This window comes from Tolypothrix tenuis PCC 7101, assembly GCF_963874875.1.
GTDB lineage: Bacteria > Cyanobacteriota > Cyanobacteriia > Cyanobacteriales > Nostocaceae > Aulosira > Aulosira tenue.
Window position 1 is genome coordinate 281,789 of record NZ_CAWNJS010000001.1, and the last position, 25,680, is coordinate 307,468.

19 protein-coding genes are annotated in these 25,680 nt (G+C 39.7%); 9 read left to right on the plus strand and 10 right to left on the minus strand.

All coding sequences use genetic code 11. The annotated features are described in order from the left end of the window. Positions 1-118: 118 nt before the first annotated feature. From AACU25_RS01140 to AACU25_RS01165, 6 genes are all read right to left on the minus strand, one after another. Positions 119-1,621: a NarK family nitrate/nitrite MFS transporter gene (locus AACU25_RS01140; RefSeq protein WP_096573528.1), complete on the minus strand. Its 1,503-nt coding sequence runs from the start codon at positions 1,619-1,621 to the stop codon at positions 119-121. Between the two features lie 115 nt (positions 1,622-1,736). Then, positions 1,737-2,585: a nitrate ABC transporter ATP-binding protein gene (locus AACU25_RS01145; protein ID WP_096573529.1), complete on the minus strand. Its 849-nt coding sequence runs from the start codon at positions 2,583-2,585 to the stop codon at positions 1,737-1,739. Between the two features lie 103 nt (positions 2,586-2,688). Beyond that, positions 2,689-4,677, minus strand: a complete 1,989-nt coding sequence (locus AACU25_RS01150; RefSeq protein ID WP_096573530.1) for an ABC transporter ATP-binding/substrate-binding protein — start codon at positions 4,675-4,677, stop codon at positions 2,689-2,691. Positions 4,678-4,761: 84 nt separating this feature from the next. Further along, positions 4,762-5,601 (minus strand): nitrate ABC transporter permease, encoded by an 840-nt coding sequence (ntrB, locus tag AACU25_RS01155; RefSeq protein ID WP_096573531.1) that lies wholly within the window; start codon positions 5,599-5,601, stop codon positions 4,762-4,764. Positions 5,602-5,703: 102 nt separating this feature from the next. Beyond that, positions 5,704-7,029, minus strand: a complete 1,326-nt coding sequence (locus AACU25_RS01160; protein WP_096573532.1) for a CmpA/NrtA family ABC transporter substrate-binding protein — start codon at positions 7,027-7,029, stop codon at positions 5,704-5,706. Positions 7,030-7,179: 150 nt separating this feature from the next. After that, positions 7,180-8,784 carry a ferredoxin--nitrite reductase gene (locus AACU25_RS01165; RefSeq protein ID WP_096573533.1) on the minus strand — a complete coding sequence of 535 codons (1,605 nt, stop codon included), beginning with the start codon at positions 8,782-8,784 and terminating at the stop codon, positions 7,180-7,182. Positions 8,785-9,695: 911 nt separating this feature from the next. On the opposite strand from AACU25_RS01165, the gene AACU25_RS01170 reads away from it, so the two are divergent. Beyond that, complete coding sequence (locus AACU25_RS01170; RefSeq protein ID WP_096573534.1) at positions 9,696-10,250, plus strand: retropepsin-like aspartic protease family protein; 555 nt, start codon at positions 9,696-9,698, stop codon at positions 10,248-10,250. 158 nt (positions 10,251-10,408) lie between these two features. Here the strand turns inward: AACU25_RS01170 and AACU25_RS01175 are convergent, their stop codons facing one another. Next, positions 10,409-10,792, minus strand: coding sequence for a calcium-binding protein (locus AACU25_RS01175; protein WP_096573535.1), 384 nt, complete (start codon positions 10,790-10,792; stop codon positions 10,409-10,411). A 798-nt stretch (positions 10,793-11,590) separates the two neighbouring features. On the opposite strand from AACU25_RS01175, the gene AACU25_RS01180 reads away from it, so the two are divergent. The 7 genes from AACU25_RS01180 to AACU25_RS01210 all read left to right on the plus strand — a co-directional run bounded on the left by AACU25_RS01180 (position 11,591) and on the right by AACU25_RS01210 (position 20,525). Then, on the plus strand, positions 11,591-11,806 hold the full coding sequence (locus tag AACU25_RS01180) for a CTB family bacteriocin (RefSeq protein WP_096573536.1): 216 nt from the start codon (positions 11,591-11,593) through the stop codon (positions 11,804-11,806). Between the two features lie 254 nt (positions 11,807-12,060). Then, positions 12,061-12,378, plus strand: coding sequence for a hypothetical protein (locus AACU25_RS01185; protein ID WP_096573537.1), 318 nt, complete (start codon positions 12,061-12,063; stop codon positions 12,376-12,378). Between the two features lie 84 nt (positions 12,379-12,462). Then, the gene (locus tag AACU25_RS01190) at positions 12,463-14,613 is read left to right on the plus strand and encodes a peptidase domain-containing ABC transporter (RefSeq protein WP_096573538.1); all 2,151 of its coding nucleotides are present in this window, start codon (positions 12,463-12,465) and stop codon (positions 14,611-14,613) included. A gap of 29 nt (positions 14,614-14,642) precedes the next feature. Beyond that, entirely contained in the window at positions 14,643-16,052 is a 1,410-nt protein-coding gene (locus tag AACU25_RS01195; protein WP_096573539.1) for a beta-barrel domain-containing protein, read from the plus strand. Positions 16,053-16,392: 340 nt separating this feature from the next. Continuing rightward, positions 16,393-17,100 carry a hypothetical protein gene (locus AACU25_RS01200; RefSeq protein ID WP_321206624.1) on the plus strand — a complete coding sequence of 236 codons (708 nt, stop codon included), beginning with the start codon at positions 16,393-16,395 and terminating at the stop codon, positions 17,098-17,100. A 386-nt stretch (positions 17,101-17,486) separates the two neighbouring features. Next, positions 17,487-18,164 (plus strand): response regulator, encoded by a 678-nt coding sequence (locus AACU25_RS01205; RefSeq protein ID WP_096573540.1) that lies wholly within the window; start codon positions 17,487-17,489, stop codon positions 18,162-18,164. Positions 18,165-18,641: 477 nt separating this feature from the next. Beyond that, a complete protein-coding gene (locus AACU25_RS01210; protein WP_096573541.1) occupies positions 18,642-20,525 on the plus strand; it encodes a sensor histidine kinase in 1,884 nt (627 codons plus the stop codon). A gap of 1,432 nt (positions 20,526-21,957) precedes the next feature. Here AACU25_RS01210 and tsaB read toward each other — a convergent pair. Both tsaB and AACU25_RS01220 read right to left on the minus strand, forming a co-directional pair. After that, a complete protein-coding gene (gene tsaB, locus AACU25_RS01215; protein WP_096573542.1) occupies positions 21,958-22,614 on the minus strand; it encodes a tRNA (adenosine(37)-N6)-threonylcarbamoyltransferase complex dimerization subunit type 1 TsaB in 657 nt (218 codons plus the stop codon). Between the two features lie 536 nt (positions 22,615-23,150). Further along, positions 23,151-23,399 carry a Ycf34 family protein gene (locus tag AACU25_RS01220; RefSeq protein ID WP_045872539.1) on the minus strand — a complete coding sequence of 83 codons (249 nt, stop codon included), beginning with the start codon at positions 23,397-23,399 and terminating at the stop codon, positions 23,151-23,153. Positions 23,400-23,486: 87 nt separating this feature from the next. On the opposite strand from AACU25_RS01220, the gene AACU25_RS01225 reads away from it, so the two are divergent. Beyond that, entirely contained in the window at positions 23,487-24,761 is a 1,275-nt protein-coding gene (locus tag AACU25_RS01225) for a tRNA nucleotidyltransferase/poly(A) polymerase-related protein (RefSeq protein WP_096573543.1), read from the plus strand. On the opposite strand, the gene AACU25_RS01230 is transcribed toward AACU25_RS01225, so the two are convergent. Continuing rightward, positions 24,751-24,954 (minus strand): hypothetical protein, encoded by a 204-nt coding sequence (locus AACU25_RS01230; protein ID WP_096573544.1) that lies wholly within the window; start codon positions 24,952-24,954, stop codon positions 24,751-24,753. The genes AACU25_RS01225 and AACU25_RS01230 overlap by 11 nt on opposite strands. Positions 24,955-25,680 lie beyond the last annotated feature (726 nt).

The window sequence follows — 25,680 nt, forward strand, 5'->3', positions numbered from 1 at the left end:
CGTCGCAAAAGTTTGAGGGGTTGAGAAACGAACCGCAAAGGCGCGAAGTACACAAAGGAAGACAAAGAGGAAGAGAAATGAATAAGGTGCAAAATTAATACGATAGACCACCATTAGCTTATTCTTCAGCCAAAATTGGTGCGGATGGTGCTACTGTTTCGGTTGATTCACTTTCATAAGCACCAGCAAAGGAACCTTGAGGTTCTTTGAGGAAGAAGCCGCACATAAAAGCGCAAATTAAGGCGGCGATACCCATTGTGGTAAACAGTGTTGATGCGTCCGTTAAGCTGAAAATTGTCAGATAGACTACGCCACCAAAATTACCGTAAGCACCGACATTCCCAGCGATTTGTCCGGTAGCTTCTTTTTTAATCATGGGGACAATACCGTATGTTGCACCACAGCCAGCTTGAGCAAAGTAAGCGGCGAACATCGTGACTGCGATCGCTAAGGGAATTGGCCAGCTGCTATTAATAAAATGTGCCATTAAATAGCCAACACCAATACCAGCGCTAATAATTGTCATTGTCCATTTGCGGGAACCAAATTTATCGGAAATTAAACCACCGCTAGGACGGGAAACTAAGTTGAGGAAGGGATAGGTAGCAGCAATCATTCCAGCTACCACGTGTTCTAAAGCAAAGGTTTTCTCAAAAAATGCTGGTAGCATTGATACTGCTGCGAGTTCGCTACCAAAGTTAGTAACGTAGGTGAACTCGAGTAAAGCAACTTGACTAAATTGATAGCGTTGAGCCGCAGGGTAAGTTTTTTTGCCAATCAGTAAGTCTTTGTTAACTTGGTAAGCTTTGTAAGTTTGGTAAGCAAATAATCCTGCTAACACCAACCAAGTTAAATACATTTGGGTTTGATTGAGGAAGTGAATATTCTTTTGTTCCAGCCGCCAAGCTAGTAAACCCAAAGCGAAAATTAAACCAAAATTTGACGCAATCATCGCCCAGAAGCTTTTCACGCTGGTGACTTCCAAAGCACCATTCTTCTTGGGTTTCTTGTAAACTTTGCCAGCAGGTGTATCTTGAACAGTGTTGTAATAAATTACGCCATAGATAGCAGCAATTATCCCAGTGAGTGCGATCGCTAATCGCCAGTTGGAACCACCATCAGCTAAAAAGCCTGTCGCCACAGCAATCATTGGTAGGGCGAACTCTGCACCAAAAGCCCCAAAGTTACCCCAACCGCCATAGATACCTTGAGCACGTCCCATCTCTTTAGGCGGGAACCATTCCGCTACCATGCGGATACCGACGACAAACCCAGAACCAACAATTCCCATCAGTAAACGACTGATGACTAATTGATGAAAGTCTTGTGACAGCGCTGTTGCTAAACAAGGAACAGCAGCAAACATCAATAGTATTGAGTAGGTGATTCTCGGGCCAAAACGATCCAGCAACATCCCAATAATTAACCGCGCTGGAATTGTTAAAGCCAGATTACAAATGCCCAAAGTCTTAATTTGCTCAGGTACTAAATGTAATTCCTTACCAATCGTGGTTGCAAAGGGAGCAAAGTTGAACCAACAGACAAAGGTGAGAAAAAAGGCAAACCACGTCTGATGTAAGATGCGATAACGATCCCTGAATGAAAATAATCCTTTAAGCATTGCAATCTTCCTTTGTGAAGCGGATAAATAAGTTCGTTGTCAGGACATTTGTCTAGGATTTTGAAGCACCAGGGGATATTTTTAGAGTAAATAAATACTTAAGCTTACCGAGTTTTTACTCATCATCATGAGCAAAGCGGCGATAGAGGAAGTCTAGAGCGTAGTTTCTGAGGTTGTAATATTCTGGGTCTTCCATAATGCGGCGACGATTGCGGGGGCGGGCAAAGGGAACCTCTAAGATTTCGCCAATTTGAGCAGCAGGCCCGTTAGTCATCATCACTACTCTGTCTGCGAGAAACAGCGCTTCATCAATATCATGGGTAATCATTAATACAGTAACTTGATGCTCTCGCCAAATTTGCAGCAATTCCTCTTGCAATTCTTCTTTGGTAATTGCGTCTAACGCACCAAAGGGTTCATCGAGAATCAAAACTTGGGGGCGAATTGAGAGGGCGCGGGCGATCGCAACTCGCTGTTTCATCCCGCCAGAAATTTGGCTGGGCTTTTTGTCAGCCGCTTCTGTGAGTCCCACCATTGCTAAATGTTCTCTAGCGATCGCTCTTTTTTCGGCTTGGGACTTTTTGGGAAATACTGAATCAATCGCCAAGTAAACGTTATCAAATACACTCAACCAAGGTAGGAGACAGTAGTTTTGAAAAACCATCATCCGGTCTGGGCCGGGTTCCGTGATTGGTTGGTCTTGCAAGAGAACAATACCTTCGCTGGGAGTGTTAAATCCAGCTACCATATTGAGCAGCGTAGATTTACCACAACCAGAGTGACCAATAATACAAACAAATTCCCCTTCCCGAACTTTCAGGTCAACGCCATCCAATACGGTGTATGGGCCTTCGGGAGTAGGATATATTTTGCTGACACCTTCAATTACCAGAAAATCATCTGCTTTTTGCTTTAGTAATTTATTAACCTGACTTTGATTGTGAGTATTTTTGGCGAGTTGCATAAGAATTTGGTAATGGGTAATTGGTAATCGGTAATTGGTAAAGGCGGATAATCTATAAACTTTTGAGTACAGACGCGATTAATCGCGTCTCTGCAACTCTTGACTAAATAAACACTTCTTCCACGCGAATTGGTCGCTTAATTTCTAAACCTTTGAGATATTCGATTGGTTCGGAAGGGTTAAAAACTTTCCCATCAAATAAATGAATCGGGTCATCTTCGCCGATATCGAGTAAGCCGAGATCCCGCGCGGCTGTACCAAAAATATCTGTACGACAGACTCTTTCAATGACTTCAACCCAGTTTTTCGGGAAGGGTATTAAGCCCCAGCGCGCCATTTGAGTGACCATCCACAACAGTTCGGTGCGGTTGGGATAGTTGGTTTGATGCAGGTAAAACTGGTTGTAGCCTGTCAGTTCTTGAGGTGCTTTCCCGTCGCCGCGATTGTAGGGGTCGATAAATCCAGGGCGGATGTATGCAGGGTCAATATTCAAATATTCAGAACGGCTGAGTAATTCCAGAATTTCTTGGCGGTTGCGGATGTCGTCGCAGTATTGGCAAGCTTCTAATAAAGCTTTGATTAGGGCGAGATAGGTTTGGGGGTGTTTTTGCGCCCACTCTTCCCGCACTCCCAGGACTTTTTTCGGCTGTCCTGACCAGATTTCTAAAGCTGTGGCTGCAACAAAGCCTAAGTCTTGTTCAACTGCAAGGTAATTCCAAGGTTCTCCTGCACAGTAACCGTCAATATTGCCAGCTTTGAGTTGCGAAACCATTTCGGTGGGTGGAATCACTGCCAAACTGACATCTTTATCAGGATCTATACCACCAGCAGCCAACCAATAACGCAGCACGAGGTTCTGCATAGAGGTGGAATGAACCACACCCAAGGTCATAATTTGGTCAGGATTTTGGTTAATTGCCGCTTTTAAGCTAGCTAGGTCGCGGACACCTTGGTTATATAAATTTTTGCTTAAGGTGATAGCGTTAGCATTACGCGAAAGATTTAAAGCATTAATTACGGGAATGGGTTTTTGCTCCCCAGCGCCTAAAGTTAATGCTAAAGGCATTCCGGCTACCATTTGGGCTGCATCTAATTTACCCGTCACTACACCTTTAGCGATTTCTTGCCAGCTACTTGCACGACGGAGGGTGATATTTTCTAAACCATATTTAGCAAAGAAGCCTTTTTCTTGAGCAACGATTAATGGTGCAGCATCAGTAAGAGGCATAAAGCCAATTTCCAGATTGGCTTTTTCTAAAACATTCTCGGATGTACTCACGGCTACTGGAGTTTGCTGCATCCGGCGTTTTTTCGCCTGTTTTTGCTGGTTGAGGAAGTAAATCATCTCATTCCGCAGATTGTAGTAACTGGGATGTTTGACTACTTCCAAACGCTGACGTGGACGGGGAATTGGGACTTCGAGAATCTGGCCAATATGGGCTTCTGGCCCATTGGTAAGCATGACAACGCGATCGCTTAACAATAGGGCTTCGTCTACATCGTGCGTTACCATCACGCAGGTAACGTTGTGTTCGTTGCAAATTTTCATCAGTTGTTCTTGCAAACTCCCTCTGGTTAAGGCATCCAAGGCCCCAAAGGGTTCGTCTAGCAGTAACAACTTCGGACGAGTAGCCAAAGCACGTGCGATCGCAACCCGTTGTTTCATCCCCCCCGATAATTCTTTAGGACGTTTATTAGCTGCTAGGCGCAGCCCTACCATGTCAATATGTTCTTCAACAATGCCCCGACGTTCACCTTTGGGTTGATTCTTATAAACTTCATCCACAGCCAAAGCGATGTTTTCGCGGACTGTTAACCAGGGAAGCAGGGAGTAATTTTGAAAAACTACCATGCGATCGGGACTTGGTTCTCTGACTTCTCGCCCTTCTAAAGTCACGCCTCCAATACTGGCTCTATCCAAACCTGCAATGATATTGAGTAAGGTAGATTTACCGCAACCAGAATGTCCAATTAGAGAAATAAATTCCCCTTGTTTGATTTTTAATTCAATATTTTTCAGAGCGATATATTTATCGCCATTTGGTAAATCAAAGATGCGGTCAACGTGATCAACTTCCACAAAAGTAGTCATTTGTCTTTAGTCCTTAGTCATTTGTCATTTATTATTTGTTAAGAGCCAATAATCTACTTTTGATTTTTGAATTTGAACTATTGACTACTTTTGCTCTGCAACCACTTTGCTGGCGATAAAAGCTACCAATCTATCCAGCATTAAACCAACTAAACCAACATATATCAAAGCGATAATAATCTCGCTCATATTGGTTTCTGTAGTAGTGTTGTAAGCATCCCAAATAAACGAACCAATACCCACACCACCAACTAACATTTCAGCCGCAACAATTGCTAACCAAGATAAACCAATCCCAATTCTTAACCCTGTAAATATATAAGGTACTGTGGCGGGAAAAACTATTTTAAAGAAATACTTTGGCCCTTTTAATTTTAAAACCTTAGCTACATTAATGTAGTCTTGGGGAATTTGCTGTACACCAACTGTAGTGTTGATAATAATCGGCCAAATCGATGTAATGAAAATTACGAAAATTGCTGAGGGATTAGCTTGTTGAAATGCTGCGAGTGAAATAGGTAGCCATGCTAGAGGCGGTACAGTTCGCAATACTTGGAAGATAGGATCTACGGCATTATAAACTAATTGATTTGCACCAATTAATATTCCCAATGTAATACCGACAATTGTTGCCAGAGAAAATCCTAAACCGACTCTGCCTAAACTACTTAGAATCTGCCAACCTAAACCTTTATCGCTTTCGCCATTATCAAAAAATGGATGAATAATAAAAGGATTCCAAGTTTCGGAAACTGTTTCAATTGGCCCTGGTAACTTAAAGTTAGGATTTAAACAAAGTAGTTGCCAAATCACCAAAAAAATCGCTAATGCTACCAGTGGCGGTACAATTTTTTTCCAGAATAATTTATTAAGCGCCTTTTGAGACTTTTTTCTGTGAATCCGACTACCAGCAATAGCTGTCATTTTTGTATTACTCCAGGGCAGATTTAGTTAATTTCAAAAACAATTTTGTGGAATTTCGTAATTCTGAATTCCGAACTAGGAATTACGAATTACGAATTGTTATCAGACTTTTTTGATTTTCAAACTGCTGAGATATGCTTCTGGTTTCTCTGGATCAAATTTCACACCATCAAAGAAAGTCTCAACTCCTCTAGAAGTACTAGTAGGAATCTCAGCATCAGCTACACCAATTGCTTTCGCGGCTTTTTTCCACAGGTCTTCTTTATTTACCTGATCGACAATTTCCTTCACTTTTGTATCTTTTGGTAGATAACCCCAGCGAATTTCTTCAGTTAAGAACCAAGTATCATGGCTCTTGTAAGGATAAGAGGCATTATCTGCCCAATACTTCATGCGATCGCCAAAATTTTGCTGTGTGCGACCATCACCGTAGTCAATATTGCCCTTCGCCCGTTCTAAAATATCTGCGGCTGCAACGTTAAAGTATTTGCGATCGGCGCAGATTTTGCACATTTCCTCTTTGTTTTCTGCTTTATCGCACCACTGTTGCGCTTCTAAAACTGCCATTAACAATGCTTGGGCGGCGTTAGGGTTGTTATCGACCCACTCTTTCCGCATTGCAAAAGCTTTTTCGGGGTGATCTTTCCACAACTCACCTGTAACGAGGGCTGTATAACCTAATTTTTGGCTGACCAATTGAGCATTCCAAGGTTCTCCCACACAAAAGGCATCAACTGTACCAACTTTCATATTGGCTACCATTTGTGGTGGTGGTACAGGTTCTAACACCACATCTTGATCGGGATTGATCCCGCCAGCCGCTAGCCAATAGCGCATCCATAAATCATGAGTTCCACCAGGGAAAGTTATGGCTACTTTCATCGATTTCTTATCAGCTTTAGCTTTATCCGCAGCAGCTTTCAGCCCTTTACTTTCTAAACCTACTTTCAGGTCTTTAAGTTTATTAGCCACCGAGATAGCCTGACCATTAGTATTTAAACGCGCCAAGAGATACATTGGCACTTTATCGTTAATAGTCATCAGGTAAGGCATCGGGCTAAGGATATGTGCGCCATCAATACCACCACCAGCCGAGCCGATTTTGAGGTTATCGCGGGTAACAGGCCAAGATTTCTGCTTGATGACTTCAACATCAGTCATCCCGTACTTAGCAAAGAAACCCTTTTCTTTAGCAATGATCAGAGGTGCAGCATCAGTCAGAGGGATAAATCCTAACTTGGCTTTAGTAGTTTCTACTTTTGGTGCATTAGCTACTTTAGAGACATTCGCCGCAGGTGCAGCCGAAGGTGCATTATCCCCTGTAGTCGCTGAATTGGAACCATTAGAAGCGCAACCATGAGCCAGAATAGAAGCCGCCGCCGCCGCAGTGGAAGTAAAGATAAATTTTCTTCGTGAAAAATTAGTCATTGTTTGTTGTTAAGCAGTTTAGTGTTTGGTATTTGGCAAAAGTCAAGGGTCAAGGGTCAAGGGTCAAAGGTCAAAGGTCAAGAGTCAAGGGTCAAAGGTCAAGGATTATAAATTATTCCCCATTACCCATTACCCATTACCCCTTCCCCATCAATGAGTCATCAATACTTCCTGGCTGAGTTTTGCGCCAAAGTTTTGGATGAGTAAATCTCGTAGTACTGATTGCAAGTCTTCACAGGGAACGGCTTTTGTAACGCAAGTTCCTAATTGCGCTTCTTTACCAACTTTACCGCCCATATAAATATCTACAGCTTCCACGGTTTTACCGTTTTTGCGGGTTTTAGTCCCCATTAAGCCAATGTCTGCAACCTGGGGTTGTCCGCAGGAGTTGGGACAACCAGTCCAGTGAATTCGCACCGGATGAGTTAGAGTTAATTCAGCTTCTAGTGCTTTGATGGTTGCTAAAGCGCGATTTTTGGTTTCGATGAGGGCAAAGTTGCAGAATTGTGCGCCTGTGCAAGAAACTAGCGATCGCGTCAATAACCCTGGATTAATTGCAAACCTTTCTAGTAAAGGCTCTGTTAAAAATATTGCCAGCCGAGAATCGGGAATATTAGGGATAATGACGTTTTGTTCAACGGTTAAGCGAACTTCTCCACTGCCGTAAACCCCTGCTAAACGGGATATTTCAAACATATCACCCGCATACAAGCGTCCTACAGGAATATGTAAGCCTACGTAATTTAATCCTGGTTGCTTTTGTTTATATACACCGATATGGTCGCGTTTTTCCCAGTCGATTTCATCTTTCGGTGCTGCGGGTAATAGTGACTTACCCAAACACTTTTCGACCTCTGCACGGAATTTCTCTAAACCCCATTCATCAATCAGCCACATCAAACGTGATTTTTGGCGATTAGCACGGAAGCCATTGTCACGAAAAACCTCTACAATCGCTCTACTTACAGCAACCACATCTTCCGGCGCAACCCAAGCATTCAAGGGGATCGCCGCTTCACAACGTTTCGCAGAAAAGAAGCCACCCACCAACACGTTAAACCCGAACTTAGGAGATGGGCTGACTTCTTCCCCAGTCCCCAGTCCCCAGTCCCCAGTCCCTTCTTTAAATGCTGGTACAAATGCTAAATCGTTGATTTCAGCATGGACAGAATTATCTCTTCCACCAGTAATTGCAATGTTAAATTTGCGCGGAAGGTTGGTAAATTCGGGATTACCTTCACCTTTGTTGGTGATCATATCCTGAATTTGTTGTACCAACTCTCGGGTGTCAAACAACTCATCCGCATCTAATCCAGCCACGGGATCGCCTGTGATATTGCGGATGTTGTCCATACCCGATTGGATAGTAGTTAAACCAACTGCATGAAATCTGTTGAAGATATCAGGTAAGTCCTCAATCCTGATCCCCCGCAATTGAATATTCTGCCTCGTGGTAATATCGGCGCTGCCATCATCACCGTAACGCTGCACTACTTCTGCTAACACACGCATCTGATTGCTGGTGAGAATACCATTCGGTACTCGCATCCGCATCATAAACTTACCTGGCGTGACTGGGCGGAAAAATACACCCACCCACTTCAGCCGATGGTCTCGGTCTGTTTCATCCATTGCTTCCCAGCCTAGAGAGGCAAATTTTTCGATGTCTTGCTTGATAGCAAGTCCATCTTTTTCTGCCTTAAATTTCTCAAATTTATTGAGGCTGGTTGTAGTGGTAGTTGCTGTGTCTGTCATGAACTGACTCTCATTGCAAAGTTTTAATCCCGTAAACCTAAGTAAGTTATTTGCCCAATATCAATTAACCCGTAGTGCGATCGCTTCCTCTCCTACTAGGGCAAATGCATTCATAAACTAATATTTGTGTATTGAGATGATTGCTTCAGAAGGAATATTTGGAATATTTCCTTGTATCCATTGTTGGAAATTTGCTAAAGCTGTTTTGTTAACAAAAGTGTAACGATTTACATATTCCTAAGGTTAAAGGCGGTTTTCTGCTAAAATAGTATAAGTTGTTACAAAAATTTGGTAATAGTGCAAAAAATGTATCGCTACTATGCATTTTTTGCATTGATATTTACACATAAATTGTTGAATCAGCAGTCTGTGACTGATTTTGCCTGTAATATTGCCCTAAAAATTATTGATGCGATCGCAAAATAATTAAGCTGTGCGCTACATCCACAAGCAAAAATAGCTTTTTAACTCATTCACAGCAGCAGTTTTAAATAGCTTTCTTAAGCTCATTCCAATCCTTAAAGGGGCAATCGGATTTCACGTTGATGGTTGATGGGTAGCAGAAAACATAGTCAACCATCAACAGTTAACTAAAAGCAAATACAATTCAGTTTAAAAAATTAATTGATAACAAAACCAAAAAACTAGTTACTCAAAAAAACAGAACAATAATTTTGGAGGGGGTTTGGGGGACGCAACCGTCACCCAATCGGGGGTTTGGGGGATTCTCCCCCAATTGATCTGGCTTTGTTAATAAGAGACAAATCAATCGCTAATGACCTTAACCCAAGCGTATTGAACCAAAAGCCTTTTTTGTCGATAAATGATGCTGTTGTTTGATTGCCCTATTTCCCAACAACTCTGGGTAATCTAAGAACAAGGGGTAATTAGGAATTGGAGCGCGAAATCCGATGAAAAATGCTAGAAGTATCAGGATGTTGGCTATTAACTTAGCAGTGTTGGCATTCCTACCATCACTGCTATTTTTAGCATTCTGGCATCGTGCCACAGCCGAAGATTTGGGAAGCTGTTTTATGGTGACTTCCTCTGGTAGAACTATCAGTTTAGGAAAGCTTTGTGGTGTCACACCCCCAGACAACGGAGTTTTTCGCGTACCAATCAAACGCCGTATTGGGAAAACTCCTGTGATTGATGTGACTTTTAACCAGCGACAGACATTTGAGATGATTTTAGATACAGGTGCCAGTAGTACCCTGATAACTCTGAAAATGGCTGCAAACCTGCAACTCCAACCCACAGGTAAAATCAACGCGCAAATTGCAGATGGAACTGTAGTGCAATTTTTAACGAGTCAGATCAAAGATATTGCTGTTGGTGGCGCTGTAGCTAATAATATTGAAGTTGCGATCGCACCCAAAGCTAGCATTGGTCTACTAGGTCACGATTTTTTTGACAACTACGACATCAAGATTTTGGAAAAAGAAGTGGAATTCCGCCAGCGCTAAAGTGCTAGAGGCTAGGGACTAGTTTTCTACTTAGCATTCAGCAACGCCACTTGCTACAACGGGGGTAACCCCAACGGACAGTTTGCTCAAGTCGGGAAACCCGCCCACGCAACTGTCCTCCGCAACGCAGTGCTCCTCAGCACTATCAAGACTAACTATTAAAACTTGTATCCTCTAGCAAGCCAATATTGCCAGTCTGCAAGTGCTTCTAGGGTTTCTTCATCAGCATCTATTGCTTCTATTTCTGATAGCTTTGCCGAAAACACATCTTCATCGTTGCCGCCAGGATAGACTACATCGACAAACATATCTCTTAAACAATCTTCATCAGGTGCCATTCCTAAAACTTCAACTTCTTTTTCTTCGATGGCCCCGGTTTTGCGTACCTTCTTTTTCCATTTGGCTAAAAAGGGGACGTTAAGAGTATCGTCTAGGTAGTAGTACCAACCCATCGCCCGCTCCTCTTTATCATTACCAGCATCGACAATGATCTCTGTTTCAATGCGCTGTTCGCGAGTTTCATCCCTTTCGACATTAGGCATAAAATCCAGACTTGCATAGGATAAATGTTCAAATATGTATACCCTGTTGGAGATTGCCTGTCAATTTCTTATGACTTCTCTGGACTAAAAACTTCAGGAGTGATTTAGGCCAATTCCTCGATTTTTGGGTTTTTAAGCGATATATAAGGCAATTTAGACCCCCAGCTTTTTGGAAAAATCGGGGGTCTGGACAGCAACTTTTGCTTCAGTAAGTGCTATTCACCCATCAAGTGTGGTCTATTTACATCAGCCAGGCTCGCGCAAGCCTACCTTTACAAGTTGAGCGATTTGAGTATTGTGTAGCGCCAAAACAGTATTACTCTACCCTCAGAGTATTTTGTATCACTTCAGAAATAAGATACTTGTCTTGCCAGCGCTAGATAACGTTTATTTCATCAAGACAGAGGGTATTAAATTTGACTTAATTATTTTATTATCATATATCAAAGTCTTTTTCTTAAAGAGGGCAATAATTTTCTATATATTTTTGATAAAATCTTTAAAAGCCATGATTTCCATGCCACAAACATAAAGCATTTTGGTAAAGCTATTATAAAAATTCTTTAATTTTTGAATAAGTTTAAGTAAAAATTGTTGTAGTTTTAGTTATGTACTTTTCAGTAATTCCACTTACTTATTTCAGCAATGAGAATTTCTAAGTTTGGTAATTAAGTTTGCACAAAATGAGAATGACTCACCTGGGTACTTGCCTATATCGTATTAATCAAGCGAGGAGAAAAGCGAGCCAACAAGCGGCAAGCAACTCGCGAAACTAATACAAACCAGGAGACTTTAATCATGTCTAACGAACTATTTACCGCAGTATCTGTTGAAGAACAAGAAATCGTAACCGGTGGTGCACAAGCTAATTTGTTCACTCTTAATGGCTTTAAGACAGCAGTTACAGCTTTAGCTACATCTTCAGCTAATATCAACGGCGCACAATCAGGTGCAGGTTTTAGTAGCACTACTGAATCACTATCTGTCTTATTGGCTCAACTCCAACAGCCTTAATATTAGTGTATTGATGAAATCCTAACTAAGCTAAGTTGGTTATCAAGAAATCCGGTTTATTAAAACTGTAAATTTGGATTTCTTGAAACTACTAGGGTTCTATTTTTGCCTGAAACATCAACAATAAGCTAATAGTTTCATGCTTAGGAGTTCAGGTTACATAAATGAAACGACTTCAGAAGAAGTCGTTTCATTATCCATACTAATGAGCAATTTTTTTATTTAATAAATTGAGATTTCAAGACGGCAATACTGTGTCTAAAGATATCAAGCTCAATAATTCTGGATTATTCCTAGATTTGTCTGAAGAAGAACAAGCAGCCATAGTTGGTGGAATTTCCAGTTCACAATTTGCTTTCTTCTTTCAAATGAGACGGATAATCTCTTTAGCTGGCAGCCAAATAAGTGTTTCTGAGAGAGGTCAAAATGTTGCTCTTAGCCAACAAGCAGGATATATGTCTTCAGAAATTACCATTGGTGTTAATCCATCTTTTTTTGCAGGTGGGAGTATTCAAAGTAGAACCAGACGCTTTAATAGCTTTTTACGCTTATTATGGTCAATTATGAATTGATTATATATTCTTTAAATAATTTTTAATCACATATCACTAAATCGATAGTTTTTTAAATTGCCGGATGTGTAAAGTACTTCGCTTATGAGATACAAATTTGTCAAACAGCATAGTGAAGAAGATTGCGGGGCTGCTTGCATTGCTACAATTGCTAAACATTATGGGCATAATTTTACTCTCACCCACATCCGAGAAGCTGTAGGTACTGGACAATTTGGTACCACTTTATTAGGGTTAAGACGCGGTGCAGAAACACTGGGATTTAATACTCGTCCTGTCAAAACTTCACCAGAACTGTTAAACAGGATGCATGAGGCACCGTTACCAGCAATTATTCACTGGAAAGGGAATCATTGGGTTGTTTTATATGGTAAAAAGGGCAAAAAATGTTTAATCGCTGATCCAGCTGTAGGTATTCGCTATCTTTCTAAAAAAGATTTAGCTGAGGGTTGGACAGATTGGTTAATGCTATTACTGGAACCAGATCCAGTGAGATTTTTTGCTCAAAAGGATGATAATATTGGTGGCTTTTGGCGCTTCTTCAAACGTGTTTGGAATTATCGCGCAATTCTAGCACAAGCCTTACCACTGAATTTAATATTGGGCTTACTATCTTTAGCTTCTCCCTTTTTATTACAAATCCTCACAGATGATGTTTTAGTTCGCGGGGATACTAGCTTACTAACTACTGTAGCAATATCTGTAGTAGTAATGAATTTTATTTCTAGTAGCCTTTCATTTGTACAATCTAATTTAATTGCTAACTTTGCTCAACGCCTACAATTAGGGATGGTAATGGAATTTGGCAGGCAAATTCTCCGATTACCTTTAACTTATTATGAAACTCGTCGTAGTGGAGAAATAGTTAGCCGATTACAAGATATTGAACAGATAAATCAATTAGTAGCCCAAGTAGTTGTTGGCTTACCTAGCAAGTTTTTTATTGCCATCATCTCTTTAGGACTGATGATTTTTTATAGCTGGAAATTAACTGTAGTAGCGGTATTCATCTCTATAGTTATGACCCTGTCAACGATAGTATTCCAGCCCACATTGCAGCAAAAAACTCGCGAGTTATTAGTTACCGAAGCCGAAACTCAAGGACTTTTAGTAGAAACATTCAAAGGCGCACTTACCCTGAAAACGACTGCATCTGCTCCCCAATTTTGGGATGAACTACAACATAGATTTGGTCGTCTTGGTAATCTCACCTTTCGCACCATGCAGATAGGAATTATTAATAATACTTTTTCTGGTTTTATTTCTGCGATTGGGGCTGTTGTTTTGCTCTGGTTTGGTGGTAACTTAGTAATTAATCCGGCTGAAAACCTCAGTATTGGGCAATTAATGGCGTTTAACTCCATGAATGGGAACTTTTTGGGGTTAATTGCTACTGTGATTAGTTTTGTGGAAGAATTTACGCGGGCTAAAACTGCTACACAACGCCTGACAGAAGTTATTGATGCTACCCCAGAAAATGAAGGTGACGGACGCAAACCTTTAGCTTATATTGCCAATGAAGCTGATATTATCTGTACTAATCTCAGCTTCCATTATGCTGGTCGCCTGGACTTGTTAGATAATTTTTCGTTAACAATTCCTGGTGGTCAAGTTGTGGCATTAATTGGTAAATCTGGTTGTGGTAAAAGTACTCTAGCGAAATTAATTGCTGGTTTATATCAACTGCAATCAGGTAATATTCAAATTGGTATATATAATATCCAAGACCTTTCTCTCGATTGTTTGCGTCAACAGATAGTACTAGTTCCCCAAGATGCTCACTTTTGGAATCGTTCTATTGTCGAAAACTTTCGTTTAGGAACTCCTCATATTAGCTTTGAGCAAATTGTCAGAGCTTGTCAAATAGCTGGAGCCGACGAATTTATTAATAAATTCCCAGAGAAATATCAAACTATTTTAGGAGAATTTGGTGCCAATATCTCTGGGGGGCAACGGCAAAGATTGGCGATCGCACGGGCTATTGTCACAGATCCACCAGTTTTAATCTTGGATGAATCCACTGGTGGACTCGATCCAGTGAGTGAGGGACAGGTTTTAGATCGGCTGTTTGAGCATCGCCAAGGTAAAACCACTATTTTGATTACACACCGCCCCAAAGTAATTAACCGTGCTGATTGGGTGGTTTTATTAGAAAACGGCAAATTAAAACTGCAAGGTTCCTTAAAAGATTTGATATCCCAACCAGGTGACCATCTAGATTTTCTCATTCCTTAATTCACACTCATTTTCAGAGGGGATATGATATGCTCTACATCCATAATCAGAAAGTCCTACCTGAAGTCCAAGAAGATTTTATTCCTCCTGTCAGTCCTTGGACATCATTAGCAGGAATTTTTCTTGTTGGTAGTGTTGGTTCTGCGATCGCCCTCTCTTCATGGGTGAAATATAATGTCACAGTTAAAGTTCCAGCTAGTATCCGTCCTACTGGGGAAATTCGGCTAGCACAACCGAAAATGGAAGGAACTATTAAACGGATTTTAGTGAAAGAAAATCAAGTTGTTAAGCAAGGGGATATTATTGCTTATCTTGATGATGAAGAATTACAGATAAAAAAGAGCCAACTGCAAGGGAATATTCAACAGGGTAGGTTACAAATCACCCAAATTGACGCTCAAATTAATAATTTAGATAACCAAATGCAAGCAGAAAAGACAGTAATTGATAGAACTGTTGCTGCGGCGGAATCTGATTTATTACGTAACCAACGAGACTATCAAGAACGTCAAGTTACAACTCAAACCGACTTACAAGTTGCTGAAGCTAATTTGCAAAAAACTTATACAGATTTGCAAAAAGCTCAAGCTGATTTAGACTTTGCCAATTCAGACCGCGATCGCTACGAACAATTAGCAGAAACCGGTGCAATTGGGAGACGAGAATTTGAGCAGAAAAAATTCTTAGTTGAACAGACAAAAGCTGTTGTGGAAGGTGAGAAAAAAGCTGTTGAAATAGCTCAGGCTAAAGTGGAATCAGCTAGATCTGCGATTAATCCTACTGATGCAACAGTCGCAATCGCGAAAGAACGGATTGCTCAAGAAGTTGCTAGAGGTAAAGCCAACATTGCGACTTTAAATAAAGAAAGACAAGCTTTAATTCAGCGACGAGTAGAAATTCAATCCCAATTAATCCAATCTCACAAAGAACTCGAGCAAGTTTTCAATCAACTACAAAATACTGTAATTCGTGCCACTACAGAAGGTACTATTCTCAAGCTCAATTTACGCAATCCCGGTCAGGTGGTGGGCGCTAGTGATGCGATCGCAGAAATTGCACCTAGTAATGCACCGTTAGTAATTAAAGCCATGATTCCCACTCAAGATATTAAAAGTGTGGAAGTTGGTCAAGAAGTGCAACTGAGAATAGATTCTTGTCCTTATCCTGATTATGGGACGCTCAAAGGAGTAGTTAATACAGTTTCTCCAGATGTAATTACATCTCAAAATAACAGTACAAATTCTCCCACATCTAGTTCTAATATTCTGGCTGCTAGCTATTTTGAAGCTACTATCGCACCAGAAAGTTTATCATTCGGTCATCAAAATCATCAGTGTCATATCCAATCAGGTATGGATGCTAAAGCTGATATTATCTCTAAACGCGAAACGGCGCTGCAATTTATGTTGAGAAAGGCCAGATTAATTACTGATTTATAAATCAGTATATTTCATTTAGATAAACTTATCTCTGTAGTTAATAAATGGAGAAAAGAAATATAAATCTTAGATATTTTTATAACTAAAATTCAACAGTATAGCTAAATTTTACTGTTTACACAGTTGATTGCCTGAATTTAGGCAATCAAGATTTTTATTTGCGAAACACCAAGATTCATCTACTCATTAAAACTATAAAATTATATGCATATTTTTATAATTATCATCAATATTTTGGGTATTTCTCTTATTCAATTTAAACATTTTACAAAAGATAAATCTGATATATTTTGCTTTAAAGCTTTATTTAATCGGCATAAAATACCCATCAAAACTTCCTGTGAAACTGCTATTGTGGACGCAAGTTATACTGTTAATAGCCAGCTTCATAACCCTCCTCTGGTTTATCAGCTCTGAATTAAGAATTCGGCAAGCATTAAAATGGTGGTCTTATCAAGAGTCGATAAAACGATTTTTAGAAGCTGAAAAAATTCGTGATGATTTATTGCAGGAATCCTTTAGTATCAGGCGCAATCTAGAAATGTTAACAGTAGATAATTTAGATTTATCAGTTAACAAAATTCAAGAATCTGTTAAAAAAATTGATAGGTTCCATCAATCTTTAGTGGAATTGAGCGATCGCTTATTTCCATCGCAGCTACAGTATAGCTTGCCGTTAGCTATTGATTGTTTATTACAGTCTAAACTGACGAATAATTCTCAGTTATCTTTTCACCGTAATATGCCAGTAATCTGGCGACATCAGTCAACCGAACAAAGCTTAATAATTTTAAGCTTACTAGAAGAATTGCTCACAATAGCTTTGCCGCAAGTTTTAACACCTATATCAATTTATATCAATTTGAAACAATGCAAAAATTTATGCCATTTAATGGTACAAATTACTTATCCGGATGTATCTACCCGTGGTTCTTACGCTAATCTACGAGAATTACAATATTTGTGTGATAGCTTTTACCTATTAACTTCAGGTAAATGTTTTTATCGTAGTACAAGGCTCATGCTAACTTGGTATTTCTACTGGTAAGCATCAGTTAACATTGCTATCAGCAGTTTTAATTGAAGACCTCTAGATCGTCTATTTGATAATTGCTCAGGGCATCTTCCTTTGTCAATAACATAATTACAAATTATACAATCATAAATTCAGCGTTTTTTCTGATAAACATCAACAATCTAGCTTCAATAGCTGCTTTTACTTCGACTGATCGCTAAGTAGAGAGTCAGGAATACTAGTCCCTAATTTCCTTTTTATCGGGCGATTTTATGCAATTTATAAATATTTGCAAGGAAATACTGTGAATAGGGATGAAAAGAATAACAAATGACAAAAAAGCACAATTTTCATCTGTCTGGCTTTAGGCAGTAGATGAAAACTTAGTATTTACTTAGTTCGATAACGAGGTGTTAATTATGACACAACTTGTAGCAGAGAAGAAATTACTCACCATTTTGGTGATTGACGACCATGAATCAGTTTTAGGTGGCACAGTCGATGTACTGAAAAAAAAATATCCTAGTGCAAAATTTATTACTGCTATTGATGCTAAGAATGCTCTCGAGCAGATGATGATATCACAAGCAGACCTTGTAGTGATGGATTTATCAATGCCAGAACACCCCGGAGCAACAGCACGTCCTGATACAGGAATTCAACTTCTAAGGAATCTGATGAAATCTTATCCGCATTTAGATATTGTTGTGCAAAGTGCCCATGCTAGAACTTTAGTCAGAATTAGACCGGAGATTGATAGTCATAAAGGTGGCTTTACAGTTGCAGATAAAAGCCTTTCCACCCAAGAAATGTTAACTAGAGTTGATTGGGCATTACAAGGATTAACTCATACTAAAGATATCAAAGGTATCAATTCAGGATTAGAGGTGAAACCAGAATGGCTAAAGGTATTAACTCTCGCATTTGAAGAAGGTTTACAAGATAAGACGATCGCAGAAAGAATGTGTATGTCTGAACGCATGGTGCGTCATTACTGGAATAAGCTACAAGATGCTTTAGATGTTTACCCCGAAGAAGGTAAAAATATCCGCATTCAAACGGAAATGAAAGCTCGGCATGAAGGGTTAATTGATTGATCATAGTCAAGCTTTAGTAGGTGCTGTTTCTGTGCAATATCAAATATTTAGTTCGTAATGGTACAAGTAGTAAGACAAAATTTATCACACAATTTATGAGACAATGTCATTACGAATACAACAAAGTGAAAGTTTCCCATTAGCCTTTGGCGTTCCCGCAGAGTAAGCAGCTTTGTTGAAAGAATACTCTTTGGGAAGGCCAAAGGCGATCGCATTCAATGTAAATATTTTTTTCTATTTACTTCTATAGCTCAAACCCCTTGCTATCAGGGCCAACACTTAGATATAAAATTAAATCAGGATTTGAGTAAATCCCGATATTTAAGTTTGACTATTGCTTAGGTCTAATTTGTAACCACAATCAAATTGAAGTCAGAAAAATGTAATATGTATTTGTTAATAATCATTAATTTTTGCGTAATGATGAATTATTATCGGTGATTTTTATTTGATAACTAAAGACTAGGAAACTGGTTTATGCAGCCTGGAATTTGGAGAAGAATCAAAGAGGAAATCTCCATTTGGCGTGTAGGAACGCTGCCCGGGATTGTAGTACTTTGTCTAGTAATTATTCTTCGTCTGACTAGTGCAATGCAATCTTTAGAATGGCTAGTATTTGATAGTTTCCTCCGTCTACGGCCTGTGGAACCTATAGATGAACGAATTGTCATTGTTGGCATTAATGAAGATGATATCCATAATTTTGGATATCCCATCCCAGATCAAGAAATGGCAAGCCTGTTAAAAAAATTGCAGGCTTATGCTCCTCGAGCCATTGGTGTTGATATTGTGAGGGATATACCAGTTGAGCCTGGTTCTGCTGAACTAGTCAGCACATTTCAACAGCATAAAAATTTACTTGGAATTGAAAAAGCATTACCTGTAACAATTAATCCACCACCGTATTTATCTGATGCACAAATTGGTTTTGTAGATCAAATTCCAGATGCGGATGGTAAATTAAGACGCAGCCTACTAGGAACAATCACACCGAAAGGATATAAATTTGCCTTATCTCTCAAGTTAGCAGAGATGTATTTAGCTAATGAAGGCATTCAGTTAAAATATGGATTTGGCGATCGCAATCCCATCTGGGTTGGTAATATTCAACTTCCTCGCGTTTACAGCAACTCTGGCGGATATGTGCGAACCGATGCGGGGGGATTTCAGGTATTACTCAACTTTCGTAGCGGCCAAGAACGATTTAGAACGGTGACCCTTGGCGATATTAAAGCAGGAAAATTCCAGCCTGAGTGGATACGCGATCGCATTGTCATTATTGGCATGACGGCCCCTAGCGCCAAAGACTTGACCACAACTTCTGCTATTCCGTCGTCAAAATTTGCACCACCAGGCCAAGTTTATGGGGTAGAAATTCATGCTCATGCTGTTAGCCAACTAATCAGTGCGGTTCTCAATTCTCGACCCCTCTTAAAGACTTGGCAAGATGAATGGGAATATCTATGGATTATTACTTGGGGTTTTTTAGGAATCGCTCACGCCAGGCTAACTAAATTACCTTTGCTCAATCTTGTAACGATTGGTTTTGCTAGCTTTATTCTCGTTCTCGTAGCTTATATATTTTTAATTTTGGGTTGGTGGATTCCATTAGCCCCAGCCATAATTATTTATACCTTAAATTCTTTAGGACTCACCGCTTTATATCAATACGAACAAGCTTTAAAAGCAGAAATTAATGCTCATTATACGATGATTGAACGCACATTTGAAACAATTCATAATGGGCCTCTACAAACTCTGGCTAAAGTTCTGAAACTTTTGAAAGAACAGAACTTACCTACAGATAAATTATTACCTGAAATTGAAAAAGAACTAGAAAAATTAAATTACGATCTCCGAGGAATTTATGAATTCTTGCAGCGAGAACCTGTAAATCAGGATAAAAGTTTATATTTAGGACAAGGGTTAGTCATCAATTTACATGACCCTATCCACCAGATTCTTTATCAAGTTTACAGTTATACCTTAGAGCGAGACTTTCCCTGCTTTAAAACCATCAAAATTAAAATCCGCACATTTGAACCTATCGAAGAGAAAGGATTGAGTATTGAACAAAAAAGAGGACTCTGCCGATTTTTAGAAGAAGCATTATGTAATGTTGGCAAACACGCCGCCGGAGTTACCCGTCTGGAGGTTAATTGTTCTTCTTCTGAAGGCTGGCACACTTTAAGTATTATAGATGATGCATTAGCTATTAGTTCTTATAAAGAAGGCAGAGGCACACAACAATTTAGGAATTTAGCTCGACAACTTAAAGGTAAATTTCGACGGGTTTCTCTATCTCCTAGAGGTACTCTTTGTGAACTTTCTTGGCCCGCTAACAAGTTTTGGTTCTATTAATAATTTAAATTTATATCACTCATATCCCGTTTGATCACTGGGGTTTCTCAAAAGAAATAATTAACAGTATTAGATTTTACATTTAAATAGATTATATAAGACTCAGGTTACGTACTACCAGATGTTAAAGTTTATATTTCTTATTTATTAATTTAGGTGTACAGTCTCGACGTTAAAAGCGTTTGCCCTTGATGTTTACACACCCGTGAAGCATTTAATGATTGGATGTTTGTAATTATATAGTTTGCTTCTCCGTCCTTAGCAAGTAACATCAATGAGGAACTGGTATAATTTATGTGAGATAATTTGGTTGCTATCCTTAAATATAAATTAGTTAAATCATGGCTTGTATACTCGCTCACCAAATAATTTAGAACTACTCTAAATTTTATTACATAAAAACTCTCTATCTAATGATAGATGCTTTTATCTGCTTGTATATGTATAATTGGATTGGCTTAAGCCAAATTCTATTTACATATGGGCAAAGCCAATTGTTGACACGGATACAGATGGAGTAAATTCTAAGATTAAGATATTCCGTTCATTTATAACAATTAGGCACTTTTCGATCAGAAAATAGAATTAATAAATTACCAATTTTTAAATTACCTTTTGGGTGCAAACTACTAATAAATACAGATTCAGCGCAATATTCCTAGCTTTCACTTATCAATGATGGTTGGGATTAGTTGCCATGAAATTAAAGGTAAAGATTAAGTTTAGCAATTAAGCGCTGAACTGTTAATAAGTAGGCTTGATTCAACCCAACTATTTAAAATTTTATAGGGAGAAAGGAGAACATTTTTCCCTTGACTCTTCTAAAAATAGTCATGTGCGATCGCTAACCTACTTATTCATACATCATTTGTCAAAAGTTTTTTGATAATTTCCCCGTGCAATGCCGGAGGCTTAACAATGATGAATTATATGAAGTGGCTTTTGCACCGATTTTTTATCATGCAGTTTTTCACAACTTTTGTTTTGAGTCTGACATTATGTTTCGCTATAGCTACACTAGCGGAATATCACTCATTACCACCCCAAAAAGCCCCTATTAGTTATACTGACTCATCAGGTGTGAGATAGTTAGCGATAAATTTCGGTCATCCCAATTTAAACAATGTTTGCGACAGATCAATTATTAAGAGGGTACAGCACTGCTCATTGGTGTCAACTTAACGTGAAACCCGCTTAGTTGCAAGGTTTTGCCCTCACCCCCAGCCCCTCTCCCACAGGGAGAAGGGAGCAAGAGATTTAATTCCCCTTCTCCTGCGGGAGAAGGGGTTAGGGGATGAGGGCGAGGGTTTTTGTACAACACGCGCCCTATATAGCTTTTAGCTTAAGTTGACACGTATGAGCACTGCTGTACCCCTACCTCACTTAAAAACTTGGGTTAAGGGGTTTGATAAATTATTACCCTAATTTTTCATTAAACATCTACAGGATGCTGTCCATAGTAAGGTAAAGCCTCAAACCAATGCGGACGCTTTCCTTGTTCCCAGTCTAGATAAGCTAGTTCCAAAATATTAGTGACTGTTGCTGCTAATGCAGATTTTGCTTCAATTAATTGATAAGTTGTTTGCCAATTCGCTAAAGTCTCTTGCCATACTTCAGGTGTAAACACACTATCTGGTAATAATGTTGTCAGATTTGAATTATCAGCATGAGGTTGATAAATAGCACCAAAAACTTGACCACGTTGAGCCGGCATTTGAATAGCGATCGCATCTGTTTTAGCAATACTATCTTTTGCACTCCAAGCAACTGCAGCTAAAGTAGATACTGCAAACACAGGAATTTCTAATTGTTGTCCTAATGTGCGTGCTAAAACTACACCAATCCTTGTTCCTGTAAAACCACCAGGGCCTTTGGCCACTGCCAAAAAGCCTATATCTGACCAAGTTTGTGGCTGAATAAATTCCACTAAGTATTGATGGACAAAGCTGGACAAATCACGCCCTAAATTCCATACTTGAGCGCGATTATCACCAGCAAAATTATTAATTGCTAATCCTAATTCGGGGGTTGTAGTGTGCAGTGCTAAACCATATTTTGTGACTGCAAGGTTTTCTAAGTAGGTAGTCAAAATTAAGTTAATTGGGGTTAAAGGTCAAGCGGAGATACAGAGAGACGCGATTCATCGCGTCTGTAAAAGAGTTAAGGGTTAAAAATTCATTAGTATACTAATTATTTTAAATGTGAATTATCATCACATTTAAAAGTAGGGGTGCAATCAATACTTGTCGGTTAAGGGGAAAAGGGGAAGGGGAAAAGGGGCAAGAAAAAACCTTTAACCCTTACCCTTTCACCTTTTCCCCAAACCAAATTCCGAGTTAAAAATCCTTAACCGAGCAGTATTGGGGGTGCAATAACTTACGCCCCTACCATAAATTTGACCCTAGACTCTTTTGGAAATTTCTATGTTTTATAACTTTAGAAAAAAGAGTATTACCAAGTCAACAAGATTTTAATTTTGAATTCTCACTAAACAGCTGCAAGTGGCTAGAATATCAAAACAGTCTTTTATCATCATTAAATTTTAAATACTGCTCAAATTCTAGCTACTATGGAAAACTCTAAAAGTTATAGATTCAAAAATTTTGAATTTGAGCATAGCACAAATTACGTTGGGACTAATTCGCCGGGACGCAACTTCGCCCACTTACCAGTTTCTTGTTTAAAGCTGAGACAGCCGACTACATCCCATTCCATTTCAATCACATCCTCTTTTGTACGGATGTTGACATTGATTGAAGGCTCATTAGGATCAAAAGTGGGTGTTTCGGTCAAATGGGGCTGTTGGTGCTGCGCTTCGACGGCATGATATGTTAAACATCGGTCTACATAGTGGCAGTTGACGCAAATACACATAATAGAACCAACTCCAGGAACCTTTATTGTTAATCTAGCTTAAGACAAACTTATATTCATTAGTTGCTAGGTTGATTTTTATTAAATATGAATAATTCAGTTACTTCTACCCTAGCTCCCGAAACTTGGCCTTTTAGCCTATCATTACTGCCACAACCAGCATATATGGTAGGTGGTGCGGTGAGGGATGCGCTTTTAGGTAGAAGTCGTGAATACCTAGATTTAGATTTTGTCATCCCTACTGATGCGGTGAAAGTAGCAAGGGCGATCGCTCAACATTATCAAGCAGGTTTTGTCTTACTCGATCCGCAACGCCAAATTGCCCGTGTCGTCTTTCCCCACGCTACAGTTGATATTGCCCAACAGGAAGGAGCTAGCTTAAAAACCGATCTGCACAGAAGAGATTTTACAGTCAATGCGATCGCTTACGATCCCCATAGCCAAGAAATAATTGACCCCCTACAAGGCGTAGCTGATTTAGAGAAGCGTGTTTTACGCATGATCTCACCAGCTAATTTACAAGACGATCCCTTAAGATTAATGCGCGCCTACCGCCAAGCAGCCCAACTGGGTTTTACTATCGAACCCGCTACACAACAAGCAATTCGTGATTTAGCTGCACACATCACTACAGTAGCCGCAGAACGAGTCAGGGTAGAAGTTGGCTATTTATTGGCTATACCTCAAGGTACGCAAGCGATCGCGATGGCTTGGGAAGATGGTGTGTTAGCACCTTTCTTTAAAAATGCTACAAATGAAAGCTTTGTGAAAATCGCCGCAGTGGATACAGCCGCCGCTTACATAACACAAAATTGGCAGCCCTTAGGGGTAGAACTACAAGAGTACATCCGCGACACCATTAAAACTACACACTTAGGTATCGCCAAACTTGCTTGTCTAGTTCACCCCCATCCCGAAGCTGCGGAAATCGAGCTATTGCAACTAACCTACAGCCGTGCTGAAATTCACTCTGTCATTACAGCCCTGAGACTTCTACCGAGGCTAAAAGCCACAAATATGTCTTTGAGAGAACAATATTTTTTCTTTCAGGAAGCAGGCAATGTATTTAGTACTGCTGTAGCGTTAGCCCTAGCTTGTGATAATCTGGTAGGGGCGATGTTTGGGGATAAACCACTTAGCGTTTACGCTCCTTTGATCAGCCGCTACCTAAACCCTGATGACCTGGTCGCTCATCCCTCTCCAATCTTGAGTGGGAAGGAGATTATTATAGCATTAAATCTCTCACCTTCGCCATTAATTGGGAAAATTATTACAGAAATTGCGATCGCCCAAGCCGAGGGAAAAGTCACTACACCAAAAGAGGCGATCGCCTTTGCCCAGCAGATAGTTACTAATTCATAAAATTACTGATATAAATTACTTCCTCTGTTCCTCTGCTCCACGGCAGTTGCTCTACTTGGGGCAACCCCAGACGCTCTCTACGAGACGCTGCGCGAATGCAGACTCGCTCTAAGCGTAAAGCCTGCGGCATAGCTTCGCTTAGGGCGCAGCCTCTCGCAGAGAAGGCTTTACGCTGCGCTATCGCTTTTAGCATCTCCTCTTGGGAGAAGACCGCACTGCCTCCTCTGCTTGCCTATACGTATTATTTTTAAATTGAAATGATATTATTTATCGCAGTTCTCTGTGATTTCTGATTTTAGAGGATGTTTGAAAAGTCTGTAGTAGTGTATCAAATATTTTTTACCCCACCCTAGCCCTGCCCTTAGAAAGGGGAGGGAACTGGATTTTCCGATCTCCCCCCTTGACAAGGCTACGGTGTATACACAAGTCCTAAAATCCTTGCCGCATAAGATGCAAGCCTTAGTAGGTAAGGTTTTGAGATTATCAATTAGATTGTCAATAGTCCTAACTTATTGATAAGCATTTAACGGAAAATCAAGGATTTAAAAAATAAATTTTCGTTCTTGTGCGTCAATTTGATTCCCAAACCAAGATGTGTATACACGGTAGCCTTGACAAGGGGGGATTAAGGGGGGTAACAGTGCAATTAAAATCACAGGGAAAAACTTTTCAAACAACCTCTTATATTTGACTGCAGGGATATCAAATATAAAAAATAATCATATAAGTTTTCTTTTGCAGATAAAATGCACGCAACTCTGTATTTCATATACAGTAGTTTACAACTAAATGAGGTACACAAATAGAGAATTAAAGATAACTATTCTTCTCTCCCATATTTCAAAACTAGTCAATTTGTACTTCAGGCAAATGAAATATGCTGTATATAGCAATTGCCTAGCGCAACAGATTGAAGCAG